The 12,654-nt window shown below is 63.3% G+C and carries 11 protein-coding genes and 1 tRNA gene; 3 read left to right on the forward strand and 9 right to left on the reverse strand.

Going from position 1 to position 12,654, the window contains the following annotated elements; genetic code table 11:
• Window positions 1-506: 506 nt before the first annotated feature.
• Window positions 507-1,457 carry a choloylglycine hydrolase gene (gene bsh / locus EFAMC2_RS02545; RefSeq protein ID WP_154026702.1) on the forward strand — a complete coding sequence of 317 codons (951 nt, stop codon included), beginning with the start codon at window positions 507-509 and terminating at the stop codon, window positions 1,455-1,457.
• A 403-nt stretch (window positions 1,458-1,860) separates the two neighbouring features.
• On the opposite strand, the gene EFAMC2_RS02550 is transcribed toward bsh, so the two are convergent.
• From EFAMC2_RS02550 to EFAMC2_RS02585, 8 genes are all read right to left on the reverse strand, one after another.
• Window positions 1,861-3,390, reverse strand: a complete 1,530-nt coding sequence (locus EFAMC2_RS02550) for a ClC family H(+)/Cl(-) exchange transporter (RefSeq protein WP_261979998.1) — start codon at window positions 3,388-3,390, stop codon at window positions 1,861-1,863.
• A gap of 57 nt (window positions 3,391-3,447) precedes the next feature.
• Window positions 3,448-3,996, reverse strand: coding sequence for an adenine phosphoribosyltransferase (locus tag EFAMC2_RS02555; protein WP_154026706.1), 549 nt, complete (start codon window positions 3,994-3,996; stop codon window positions 3,448-3,450).
• Window positions 3,997-4,040: 44 nt separating this feature from the next.
• Entirely contained in the window at window positions 4,041-4,781 is a 741-nt protein-coding gene (locus tag EFAMC2_RS02560; protein ID WP_154026708.1) for a MerR family transcriptional regulator, read from the reverse strand.
• Window positions 4,782-4,790: 9 nt separating this feature from the next.
• Entirely contained in the window at window positions 4,791-5,231 is a 441-nt protein-coding gene (locus tag EFAMC2_RS02565) for an FHA domain-containing protein (RefSeq protein WP_154026710.1), read from the reverse strand.
• Window positions 5,232-5,346: 115 nt separating this feature from the next.
• On the reverse strand, window positions 5,347-5,721 hold the full coding sequence (locus EFAMC2_RS02570; protein ID WP_154026712.1) for a Rid family detoxifying hydrolase: 375 nt from the start codon (window positions 5,719-5,721) through the stop codon (window positions 5,347-5,349).
• 10 nt (window positions 5,722-5,731) lie between these two features.
• A complete protein-coding gene (locus tag EFAMC2_RS02575; protein WP_187325106.1) occupies window positions 5,732-6,814 on the reverse strand; it encodes a D-alanyl-D-alanine carboxypeptidase family protein in 1,083 nt (360 codons plus the stop codon).
• A gap of 112 nt (window positions 6,815-6,926) precedes the next feature.
• Window positions 6,927-7,676, reverse strand: coding sequence for a CDP-alcohol phosphatidyltransferase family protein (locus EFAMC2_RS02580; protein ID WP_154026717.1), 750 nt, complete (start codon window positions 7,674-7,676; stop codon window positions 6,927-6,929).
• A 213-nt stretch (window positions 7,677-7,889) separates the two neighbouring features.
• Window positions 7,890-7,966: transfer RNA gene (locus EFAMC2_RS02585), tRNA-Pro, on the reverse strand.
• 281 nt (window positions 7,967-8,247) lie between these two features.
• Here EFAMC2_RS02585 and EFAMC2_RS02590 point away from each other — a divergent pair.
• Complete coding sequence (locus tag EFAMC2_RS02590) at window positions 8,248-9,969, forward strand: ABC transporter ATP-binding protein (protein ID WP_154026719.1); 1,722 nt, start codon at window positions 8,248-8,250, stop codon at window positions 9,967-9,969.
• Entirely contained in the window at window positions 9,966-11,732 is a 1,767-nt protein-coding gene (locus tag EFAMC2_RS02595; protein ID WP_154026721.1) for an ABC transporter ATP-binding protein, read from the forward strand. The genes EFAMC2_RS02590 and EFAMC2_RS02595 overlap by 4 nt, the downstream gene beginning before the upstream one ends.
• A gap of 268 nt (window positions 11,733-12,000) precedes the next feature.
• Here the strand turns inward: EFAMC2_RS02595 and pcp are convergent, their stop codons facing one another.
• Entirely contained in the window at window positions 12,001-12,648 is a 648-nt protein-coding gene (gene pcp / locus EFAMC2_RS02600) for a pyroglutamyl-peptidase I (protein ID WP_154026723.1), read from the reverse strand.
• Window positions 12,649-12,654 lie beyond the last annotated feature (6 nt).

A 12,654-nucleotide genomic window follows, 5' to 3' on the forward strand; every position in this document is an offset into this window, starting at 1 on the left:
GTAAACAACGTCATGGCACGCAACACCTAGGCCGTCTCCCTATCGCCTCGAGGGCGAGCATCTCCGCCTTCCTCAGCGCCTCCCCGGTCGCCTCCGGGGACGAGGGGTCCCGCATAAGGAGCTCGTCGGGGACGTAGCTGCCCCGCAGGTCAGATGGAATGCGCAAGAGCGATGACTGAAAGAATCGGCGCAGGCAGCTTCAAGCGCGACTTCAATCGCGCCTCAGCGTTGGCCAGCGACGCAACGCGAAGCTGCTAAAGGGATTGCCCGACGACCAGAACCCGTTGGAGCCCGTGAACCGGATGTCCACGAGCTCTGATGGCCGCCGTCTGCCGCCTGCCACGTTTCCCCGCAACTTGTTGGTCACGCGGCGTTTTGGTGGCCGAACGGCAACGATGGGGAGCCCCCGGTTACCTTTCGAATGACGCGGGTACACGATGGCATAGGAGAAAGGCTCGCCTGATACGGGCGGGCGCGAACGGGCCAATACGACGGAAGGACGCGATATGTGCACGGGAATCAGGTTCAGCGATGATGAGGGCAACATGTATCTGGCGCGCAACCTCGATTGGAGCACGCGCTACGGCGAGCGCGTGGTGGTGACTCCGAAGGGTTTCCCGCTCCCCTATTCCTTCCTCGCCGATGCGAAGGCGGAGCACGCCGTGATCGGCATGGCGGTGGCCCTCGACAACTATCCGCTTTACTTCGATTGCGGAAACGACGCGGGATTGGGCGTTGCCGGCCTGAATTTCCCCGGATTCGCCGAATACTCCAAAGGCCCTGTTGACGGGAAGACGAATATCGCCGCCTACGAGTTCCCCGTGTGGGTCGCGGCCAACTTCTCGACGGTTGACGAGGTGGAGGCGGCCCTCGCCGACGCGAACATCGTCGCGAAGCCGGTAGACGACCGGCTCGGCGTGTCGATGCTGCACTGGATTGTCGGCGATGGTGCGCGCTCGATCGTCATCGAGCAGATGGCCGACGGACTGCATGTGATGGACAACCCGGTCGATACGCTGGCGAACCAGCCCGAGTTCGCCTGGCATATGACAAACCTGCGCACCTATATCACCGCGACGGGCGATTTCCCCGCTGCTGCGAGGTGGGGCCGCGCCGAGCTTGCCCCCTTCGGTGCGGGCGCGGGCGCGCGAGGCATCCCGGGCGATTCCTACTCCCCTTCACGCTTCGCGAAAGCGGCATTTTTGAACGCGAACTACCCGCAGAAGGCAACCGAGCGGGAAAACGTCCTGCGCGCGTTCCATACGCTTGGCAACGTGGCGATGGTCGAGGGCTCGGCAGCGATGGCCGACGGCGCCTTCGAGCGCACGCTGTACACGGGATGCTTCTCCGCGCGCACGAAGACGTACTACTACTCGACCGACGATGACCCCTCCATCAGAAGCGTCGCGCTCGCCGACTGCGACACGGGCGACGCGACTAAGCTCTTCGTGGCGTAAAAATAGGGGGAGGTCGCAGCCCTGCAGCCCCCCGTTGTATCTATAGACGGAAGCCCCGGCCGTGTCGACGACCGGGGCTTCCGAGCTTTGGTTATATGGCGCTAGTCGCGCTTGCGGCGAGCGCGTCTCACGACGGCGGCGACACCGGCCCTCTGCAGATGCTTCATAGACTTCCCCGTCTCTAAGCGAGTTTTCGGCCAACTGCGCGTAACGCGGCACGACGTAACGCGTTGGACGCTGAGTTAGCTACTTCAAACTCGCCTAGTATCGAAGGGCTAACTTATACATGTCAGGGCAGACGCCAGGCGCTGACGGGAGCATGCGCCGCTCGGGCACCTTTGCGAACCAGTCACAGCCATACATCGAGCCCGTTGTGCCTCAAGCGACTCTGACTCAACAGCCCTTAGCCGCTAAACGAGCCCCTGCACATGCCTCGGATACGTGATTCAGCGTGATCGCCAGAGCGTTCGTCGAGCAAGACGAGAATCTCGTCACCCGCCTCAAGCGTAGTGTCTCCGTGCGGAACGATGTCGGCACCAAACCTCGACACCGTCACGATCAGGGCACGCTCGGGCCACGAGACGTCTTTGATGCAAGAGCCACAGAGCTTGCTGCCAGCCTCGACCGTATAAGTGTGGAGCTGACGGCCATCGGCACCCCATCGACCATGGGCCTCCTCGGCGGAGACTCCAAGAAGCTTGCCAAGAAGGTGCTCGTAATACGCATCCACACTGAGCAGGTTCGCCGTGACATACGCGAACACGGAGACGATGGAGAGCGACAGCAGCGCCTGAAGGCTTCCGGTGAGCTCAAAGGCTAGTACCACGGCCGTGACCGGCGCGCGAATGGCCCCCGCAAACATGCCGGCAATGCCCAAAACCATGAAGTTCACGACAAGCTCCGGCGCCACGCCAAGCAAGGACGTAAGGCAGATGCCCAACAAGGCCCCCACCAGCGCTCCCATGACGACGAGCGGGAACAGCGTTCCACCAGGTGCGCCAGACCCAAAGCAAATGCAGGTAAAGACATACTTGCCCACGAGCAAGGTAAGCAAGGTGAAGACCGGAAGCCCAGCCGGTTCCTCGAGAAGCTCGAGTATCGCGTCTCCGCCATCCATGAGCTGCGGCATCGCGAACGCTGCGATGCCCGCAAGGGCAAAGGGGATCAGCAGCCTCAGATATGGTGCGTGCACACGCACCTTAGAGAGCACGTCCTGTGCAAAAAACATCCCCAAGTTATGAGCGGCGCCAACCAAACCCATAACAACGCCAAACGGAATAAGGAGGGCGTACACAGCGTGCGGGATAAACGCTGTGAGCTCGAACGCAACCGCTGGGCTCAATCCGAGGATGCTCGAGGCAATGTAGTCCGAGGCAACGGCAGACGTCATGGCGGAGATGATGAGCGGCGCACTAAACGTCTTGTGGATCTCCTCGAGCGCAAACATGACACCGGTGAGTGGCGCGTGGAACGCCGCCGCCATGCCGGCCCCGGCGCCACAGGTGACGAGAAGGCGCTCCTCTCCCCTTCCTCTTCCAAGAAGACGGGACACGCCCTTGCCAACCATGCCGCCAAGCTGGACCGAAGGTCCCTCGCGACCCATGGACAGGCCGCCGAGTGCCGTAAGGGTACCTTCTATAAACTTGGCCACGAGCACCTTGTGCCACTTCATGCTCTTGGCGCCCATGACCTCGGCGTCTACCTGTGGAATGCCAGACCCGGAGGTATCGGGCTCCCATTTCACAAGAAAGCCGACAACAAGCGCCATGACGGCGAGCATGCAAAACCAGCCGGCGACCAACAGGGGGTCGCCGGCAGCGACGGACGTAAGATGACGAACGGTCCTCTCGGCCCAGGCGAGCGCCAACCTATAGAGAGCTATGACAAAGCCGCCGAAAAGGCCTACGAGCAGGCCCTCCCAGACTAGGCTCACCTGAAAGCGGTCCTCGGAGAGCCGCCTCTGTACGGGGTCGCGCCGGGGTCTCACGGCCTAGCGAACCTTAATGAGCGAGAAGATCTCCTGATCGAAGTCTTTCGCGATAGCCTCGCGCGGCTTCAGGAAGGAGAGCTCGAGAATGAAGGCGAAGCCCATGATCTGGGCTCCCGCCTGCTGGGCGAGCTTTGCCGTGGCCACCGTGGTGCCACCCGTGGCGACGAGGTCGTCAACAACGAGCACCTTATCGGTGGGATTCAGAGCATCCTTGTGAATCTGCAGCTCATCGGTGCCGTACTCGAGCGCATAGCGCTGCGAGTACACCTCGCGTGGGAGCTTGCCGGGCTTACGGGCGGGAACGAAGCCAGCCCCCAGCCTGTACGCCACAGGCGCCCCGATGAGGAATCCGCGGGCCTCCGACCCAATAACCTTGTTGATGCCCTGGCCAAGGAAGTGATCTGCGATTGCATCGACACAGCCGGCAAGGCCCTGCTCATCGGAGATGAGCGGCGTGATGTCCTTGAACACGACACCGGGCTCGGGATAGTCGGGAATGTCGACAACGAGATGCTCGTATGGGAACCCGTAATCCTGATCTTCTGCCATGACACTCTCCCCTTCCCTGCGACCGCAGTCGCAGACCCTCGTGCCTATTGCCGCTTCTCAGCCAGCGCGCCCTTGAGTGACTTGCGGATGAGCGATCCCCTCACGACGTTCGTCAGGGAAAGAACGCGGTCAAACGCCTGATCCGTACGAAGACTCCTGTCCCGCTCCGTCTCGCCCTGCAGGCGAGGCAGCGAGACGAGGGCCTGCTCGAACATAATCGACTCCCTGTTAGCAGCAGCTACGTACTGCCGTAGGTTCTTGGGCTCAATGCCAAAGCGCCTCAGCTCTTCGCAGGCTCGTATAAGCCTCAGGTCACGTCCGTCAACTAGGTCGCGGCCATGGGGCGACCTCACGAGAGAGATGATGCCGCACTCGGACAGCCTCCGCACGAAGGAGATGGGAATCCCAGCCACCTCCGGCATGCGCTCGATGGGATGGAGCTCTCGCTCCGCCGCGGCATCTACCCTCAACGCGCCATCATAGCCACTCTGCTCTTCCCGGGCATCGCTCTCGCCGTAAGGGTCTGGCTCCTCCTGCATCGTCTTGCCGTCAAGCTCGTCCTTGATGACGGAAAGCGGAAGAAAGCGGCTCTTTTGCAGGTAGAGAATCGTCTCGAGGCGCTGCACGTCTCGAGACGAATAGAGGCGATAGCCTCCAGGAGTCCTCGAGGGATTCAGGAGGCCTTCATCCTCGAGATACCGAACCTTCGAGACGGAGAGATCTGGATATTGAGGCTGAAGCCGTTTGACGACCTTGCCGATGGTGAGATAGCCGGCGTCGGCCATGGAAGCCCGCTACTCGCCCGTGGCAATCTTGGTGGTGTTGCGCGTAACGTGGAACACCATGCGGAACGTGCCAATCTGAATCGTGGAGCCATCCTGAAGCGTGGCGTTGTTCACGATGGCGCCATCGACCCACGTGCCATTGAGCGACCCGAGATCCTCGATGGTTGCGAGGCGACCCTGGAGACGGAGCACGGCATGATGACGCGATACCGTCATGTCATTGAGGAAGACGCCGCTCGCAGGATCGCGCCCTATAGTGACCTCCGGCGTGTCAAGGACGAGGGTGGAGCCCGTCTGCGGACCCTTGAGGATGGTCAGCGTGGGGTTCTCGGGACGAACGCCGCCCATGAGGTCGGGAACGGTGGCGTCAGTCGAGGGCATGCAAAAGATGGCCGTGGCATCGGATGTCGGAGCCTTAGAGCCCATGTTGTTCGCGTTCTGATCCTGCATAGGTAAATCCCCCCAAGCGGTTAGTGACTTGTTCATTGTACCCATTGGCAGCGAGGTTGGCTCCCTGAGCGCCGCGAGGAGCCGAGTTGCCGGCACGAGTGGCCAGAGGCCCCTCCTACCTGCAGGCTATTGCCTCTATCTGAACGTGTGCCCCCTCGGGGAGGGCCACCACCCCCACGCAGGTCCGTGCGGGAACGGGCTTGTGGAATCGCTCGCCATACACCTCGTCCATGGCCTCGAACTCGTCGAGGTTTGTGAGGTACACCGTCGTCTTGGTAATGTCTGAGAGCGAAAGCTCAAGCTCTGAGAGGACAGCCTCGACGTTGCGAATGCACCGGGCCGTCTGCTGTCCAATGCCGCCGGGAACCCGTTCCCCCGTCTCGGGGTCCACGGGCAGCTGGGCAGAGACGAAGACGAAGCGGGCGGCGGTAGTTCCCTGCGAGGAGGCGCCAAGGGGCTTAGGCGCAGCATCGGTTGTAATCGAGTACATGGTGAACCTCCTATGCGGCACGTCCGGCGTCGATGCCCAGGCTGCCGAGCTGGTCCGAGAGCCCGAAGCCCGTCCTGGTCCAGACGAGGCGCTCGCGTGCCGAGTAGCTTATGGTGCCCACGGTCCTGCCGTCTTGGACCCATTCGCAGACCCCAAGGGTCTCCGAGGGCTCGACGAGCGTTCCGCGCGACAGCATCGTCCTCTGATACGTGGTGGCGCCGCCACCCGGCCAAACGAGGCCATAGGTCGTGGCGTCCGCGGAGACCACGCAAGAGAGGCCGAAGTGGTACGCATAGGGCTCAATCGCCACGGGCCGGTAGCTGCCCGCGAGCTCATGGCGCCCATAGGCGTCAAAGGCCCAGTCAAGCATGGACGCCGTGTCGTCAAAGCGCCCCTGCTTCGTCGTGCAGCCAAGCACGCAGGTGTAGAGCGTCGTTCCGTCACGACGGGCAGCACCGAGGAAGCTCGTGACGGCGTCTCCGGCACCGGTCTTGATGCCAAGCATGCCCCTGTAGGTGTAGAGCAGGCTGTCACTGGTCTCGAAGGTCACCTGAACGCCGCCGACAGGAGCCGTGACGGACTTCAAACGGACGGTGTCGGCGATAAAGGGGTGCTTCGTCATCGCGTAGCGCGCGAGCTTCGTCAGGTCGGACACGCTCGAGTGGTGTCCCTCGGCATCGAGGCCGTGCGGGTTCTCGAAGTGGGTGTGCGTGAGGCCGAGCTCCGCGGCCTTGTCGTTCATCATCTGAACAAAGGCCGCCTCGGAGCCGCCGACCGCAACGGCCACCTCGGAGGCGGCGTCGTTGGCGGAGAGCACGAGCATGACACGCATGAGGTCCCTGAGCGTCGACGTCATGCCCTCGTGATACCCGGCAACGACGGCATTCTCCGCCAGCGTGACATCATGAAGCTGGTAGGTGGCATCGAGGGGGGCGCCGCTCTCGAGCGCAACGACGGCCGTCATGATCTTCGTGATGGAAGCCATATTGATCTCGGCGTCGGGATTCTTGCTAAAGAGCACGTTTCCCTCAGAGTCCACGACCATGGCGGCCTGGGCCTCCGCAAGCTTGGGCTCGCCGAGGTCCTCGGCCATAGCGGAACTCGATGCCCCAAACCAAGCCAAAACGAATGCGATCAGCGCACACGCAAGCGCCACCATGGGTCTCGCGGCCCATCGCGAGCTACCCGCACGGAGCCCGCAGCACCTAGTGCTCATGGGTGGCCACTCCCCGCGCGCGACACGTGCGAACGATGGAGACGCCCTCGATGGTGTACACAACGGCCGTGACGAGCGATAAGACGCAGCCAGCGTATACGAAGATAAGGCCAATGGGGCCACCCACCCCGTTAAGTCCAGGAAGCCATGAGGCATTCGTCACACCCAGGCCTTCGATGACGGGAAGGCCAAGCAGAAGGTCGCAGAAGCCGAACATGAGAAGCGCCGTCGTAATCTTGCCAACGTAGACGACGTCGATAGGACGCTCGCGGTACCGGCGGACATACATGCCACCGCACGCCAGGTAGCAGTCGCGGCCGATGACGAGAAAGGCCACCCAGCCGGGAAGCTCCCCGGTCACCACAAGGCCCAGGACGCCAGTGAAGAGCAGCGCGCGATCGCAGATGGGGTCAAGCAGCTTGCCAAACCAGCTGACGGTCTGGGTCCTTCGGGCGATCTGCCCGTCCATCCAATCCGTGCAGGCGGCGAGCGCATAGATGGAAATGGCAAGCGCGCGGTTGACGCGCATCACGAACAGGACGAGGAAGACGATGGTGAGCACGAGCCTCGTCACCGTGATGACGTTGGCGACGGTCAAAATCTTGTTCGAAGGGTTGTCCGGGCTGCCGAGCGGAGCGTCGACGTCGGGCTCAAAGCCCTGCCTCACCTTTTTCTCAAGCCAGGGATGCACGGAAGAATCCACCTCTCGAAGCGCAAAGGCCCCACGCGGGAGCGTCATGGTCGTCACGGGGCCATACGAGCCGGCCCTCGCGGCCGATACCCGTCGGCCGCATCAGTCTTTCGGATGATACCCCAAGCAGCACGGCCAAACCGGATTTCACGAGAGGTCTTGAATTGAAGGGCCCTCATTAGGCACCTTTACGACACCTTGTAACACACAGCATTTATAATGAAAAAACCCAGAGGGTATTACCCTCTGGGCTGCAATTTCTGGTCGGGTGGACTGGATTCGAACCAGCGACCCCTTGACCCCCAGTCAAGTGCGCTACCAAACTGCGCCACCACCCGGTGCCGCTCACTCGCGGCGAAAGAGACTATACCAACCCCATCCCGGCGGCGCAAGGACAAATTTCAAGGAATTTTGTCCGCGACTCGTTCGCCTCAGCCGATCCGGGGTCGCGACCCGTTCGCCTCAACCGGTCCGGGGGGGTTCGCGACTTGTGGGCGCCCGACACCACGGGAGGCGGTGCTCGTGAATCTACCGGTGGCGTATGATGAAAGCTTGTTCCGCGCTGCGGCAGGCAACGAGGGCCAGAGGGCAAGCCACATGACCAGGAGGTTAGGCAAGCGTGCTCAAGCTCACGAGGTACTTGGCGGGATTTGGAAGGGAATGCGCCCTCGCCCCGCTCTTCAAGCTTCTGGAGGCTGCGTTTCAGCTCTTCGTGCCGCTCGTTATGGCGAGCATCGTGGACCAGGGCATCTCCACGGCAAACAGGGGGCACGTCATGCTCAGCGCCGCCGCCCTCGTCATCATGGGGATCGTCGGCTGGGCCTGTGCCGCCTCGGCCCAGTACTTCAGCGCAAAGCTCGGCGCGGGCTTTGGCACGGCCCTTCGAGACGACCTGTTCCGCCACGCCCTCGGTCTTTCGCGCGCAGACATCGACGGGCTCGGCGCCTCGACGCTCGTCACGAGGCTCACAAACGATACGAACCAGATTCAGGATGGGGTCAACCTCTTCTTCCGCCTCGTGCTCAGATGCCCCATTGCGATCTTTGGCGCCATCATCGCCGCATGCCTCGTAAGTGGACTCGAAGGTGGGCTCTTCTGCCTCATCTCGGCGCTTGTCTTCCTCTTCGTCTGGCTCGTCATGCGCGTGACCATACGCCGGTACCGGAGCGTCCAGCGGTGCCTCGACGGTGTGCTCCTCGCCACGAGCGAGCAGCTCGAGGGCATCCGCGTGCTCCGCGCCTTCGGCCGCGAGCGCAAGGAGTGCGAGGCGTTCGACGAGGCCATCGGCGCCCTCAGGCACGAGCAGGTCTCCGTAGGCGACGTCGCCGCCTTCATGAATCCGCTCACGAACGCCGCCGTGAACCTGGGCCTCCTGGCGGTGCTGTCCGTGGGCGGCGCCCAGGTGGACGTGGGAGGCCTCACGCAGGGCGAGCTCGTGGCCCTCGTCAACTACATGTCGCAGATGCTCGTCGAGCTGCTCAAGCTCACGAACCTCGTGAACACGCTTTCCAAGGCAGAGGCCTGCGCGCACCGCGTCAACGAGATTTTCGCCCTGAGCCCGAGCATGGCAGATGGCAAGCGAGACGTGCCGGAGGGTCCCCTCGGCATCGAGTTCTCAGACGTCTCCTTCACCTACCCGGGCGCCGGCGCACCCTCGCTCGAGCACGTGAGCTTCAAGGCCGCCGCAGGCCAGACCGTGGGCGTCATCGGCGGAACCGGCTCCGGAAAGTCGACGCTCGCAAGCCTGCTCATGCGCTTCTATGACGCCTGCGCCGGCACGGTCTCCATTGGCGGCGAGGACGTGCGAGGCCTCAAGGTCGAGCGCCTTCACGAAGCGGTGTCCCTCGTTGACCAGCGGCCGAGGCTCTTCGCCGGCAGCATCGCCTACAACCTGAGCTGGGGGGCCCGGGAGGCTACGCGAGGAGAGCTCGAGGCCTGCGTCGAGACCGCGCAGGCGTCCGACGTGGTGAGGTCTAAGGGTGGGCTCGACGGCCAGATAGAGCAGCTCGGCCGCAACCTGTCGGGAGGCCAACGCCAGCGCCTCTCCATCGCCCGAACCCTTGCCAGGCGCCCCCGCGTGCTCATCCTGGACGACGCGTCGTCCGCGCTCGACCTTGCAACCGACGCGGCGCTCCGCAAGGCGCTCAAGAGGGACTGCGCTGGCACGACCCAGGTCGTCATCTCGCAGCGCGTGTCCGCCATCCGCCACGCGGACCTCATCCTCGTGCTCGACGAGGGCCGTCTCGTTGGCTCGGGAACGCACGAAGACCTCGTCGCAGGTTGCGACGTCTACCGAGAGATCTGCGAATCCCAGCTTGAGCGCGAAGAGGTGTCCTCATGAGCAGCAGCGACAAGTCACAAGGGAAGCCGTCCCGCACAGCCACGCTGCGCCGCGTGCTCTCCTTCCTCGCCCCACACGGGCTCGCCCTCGTGGCATCCCTGCTCCTGGCGGCAGCCGTCGTGGTGTCCACCCTGCTGGTACCGGTGCTCTCCGGCCAGGCCATCGACCGAGTTGTGGGGCCAGGGGAGGTCGACTTCCCCGGCCTGGCAGGTGTCCTGCGCAAGCTCGCGGCGTCCGTCTTGGCCACCTGCATGAGCCAATGGCTCCTCACGGCCGTCACCAACCGCGTTGCCTACGACGTCGTGTTCGACATGAGGGAGCGGGCCTTCTCGAAGCTCCAGCGCCTGCCGCTCTCATACATCGACTCGCACAGGCACGGAGACGTCGTGAATCGCATCGTCACGGACGTCGACCAGTTCTCCTGCGGCCTCGTGATGACCTTCCAGCAGTTCTTCACGGGAGCGCTCACCATCGCGCTCACGCTGTGGTTCATGTTCAGGCTGAACGCCATCGTGACGGTGGTCGTCGTCTGCGTGACACCGCTCTCGATACTCGCGGCAAAGCTCATAGCGGGACGCGGCTACGCCTACTTCCACGACCAGAGCACGCAGCGCGGTGAGCTCACGTCCATCGCCGAGGAGTACGTGGGCGGCATGCCGGTTGTGGAGACGTTCGATGCGCAGCAGATTGCCCTCGGGCGCTTCACGGACGCCGACGCACGCCTTGCCCAGGCAAGCTTCCGTGCCGTCTTCTACTCCTCGCTCATCAACCCGACGACGCGCTTCGTCAACTCGCTCGTCTATGCCGGCGTGGGCATCTTTGGCGCCCTCGCCGCCATTGACGGCACGCTCACGGTGGGCGGCCTTACGGCGTTTCTCAACTACGCAAACCAGTACACGAAGCCCTTCAATGACATCTCCGAGGTGGTCACCGAGCTCCAGAACTCCCTGGCGTGCGCCGCCCGCCTCTTTGACCTTCTTGACGAGGAAGAGGAGGTGCCCGACGCCGCCGATGCCATCGAGCTCAGGGACGTTCGGGGCGAGGTGCGGCTCGAGGACGTCTGCTTCTCCTATGTCCCGGACAGGCCCCTCATCCAGCATTTCAGCCTGGAGGCGCGCCCGGGCATGCGCGTGGCCATCGTGGGACCGACGGGTTGTGGCAAGACGACCCTCATCAACCTGCTTATGCGCTTCTACGACGTCGACTCGGGACAGATTCTCGTGGACGGGCATGACGTGCGCGACGTCACGAGGGCAAGCCTCAGGGCCTCCTATGGCATGGTCTTGCAGGAAACCTGGGTGAAGTGCGCATCCGTACGCGACAACATCGCGCTCGGCAAGCCTGACGCAACCGACGAGGACGTGAGGAGGGCCGCTGAGGACGCCTTCGCCGACGACTTCATCGCGCGCCTTCCCAACGGCTACGACACCGTACTCGACGGCGAGGAGGCCTCGATATCTGCCGGGCAACGTCAGCTCCTCTGCATCGCGCGCGCGATGCTCGCCTGCGCCCCGATGCTTATCCTTGACGAGGCAACGAGCAACATCGACACCCGCACCGAGGTGAAGGTGCAGGAGGCGTTCGAGCGCCTCATGAAGGGGCGCACGAGCTTCGTGGTGGCGCATCGCCTCTCCACGATTCGCAACGCGGACGCCATCGTGGCGATGAGGGACGGGCACGTCGTCGAGCTTGGCACGCATGACGAGCTGCTTGCAAAGGGCGGGTTCTATGCGAGCCTCTACCGAAGCCAGTTCGAGTCATAGCGGACGACGCGACGGCTCGATTGGCGCGGCATACTCGGCCCCGGAATGTCTGAGCCTGAAGGCAATCAGCGAAAGGCCAAGGCGCACTCGAGCGAAAAGGCGCCAAAGGCTCGGCGCAGAAAGGGCGCCCGGGAGGTAGGATTCCTCCCGGACGCCCTGTTCGTTAGCGCAAAGAGAGCTCACGAAACCACAGACCCATCATGAAGCCCCTCGGACACCGCACCCGGAGGCCTCGGCCCACCACAAGGGCCAGATTGGCCTCGACAGGCTAGTGGGTCTCACCGCTGACGACCTTGATGTCCTCGTCATTTGCGACGCACGCCTCCAGTGCGGCGCGAAGCGCGTCGGCCATGACGGAAACGGACATCGACGGCATGCCGTTGGCCTTGCCCACGACTTGCTCGGTGGCAAACGGAACATGCACGAAGCCGCCACGGGCCTCGGGGCGCTTGCGAGCCAGGAGGTAAAGCGCGTTGTACATGAGCCAGTTGCAGACATACGTGCCGGCCGTATAGGAGACGAAGGCCGGGACACCGGCGTCATTCATGGCCTTGGCCATGGCCTTTACGGGCAGCGTGGCAAAGTAGGCGGTCTCGCCGTCGGCGCGAACCGGCTCGTCCATGGGCTGCTCGCCGTCGTTGTCGGGAATGCGGGCCTCGACAAGGTTGATGGCGACGCGCTCGACGGTCATCGCCGAGCGGCCACCGGCCTGTCCCACGCAGAGCACCACGTCGGGCTCCTCGCGGTCAATGGCATCCTCAAGCACCAGGGCGCTCTTTGTGAACACCGTGGGCACCTCGAGCTTGACGACCTCGTAGCCGGCAATCTCGTCCGGCAGCAGCTTCACGGCCTCGAACGCCGGGTTGACGGACTCTCCGCCAAACGGGTCAAAGCCGGTGACGAGCATTTTGGGCATAGCTTC

The sequence above is a fragment of the Olsenella uli genome (assembly GCF_901212655.1).
GTDB lineage: Bacteria > Actinomycetota > Coriobacteriia > Coriobacteriales > Atopobiaceae > Parolsenella > Parolsenella uli_A.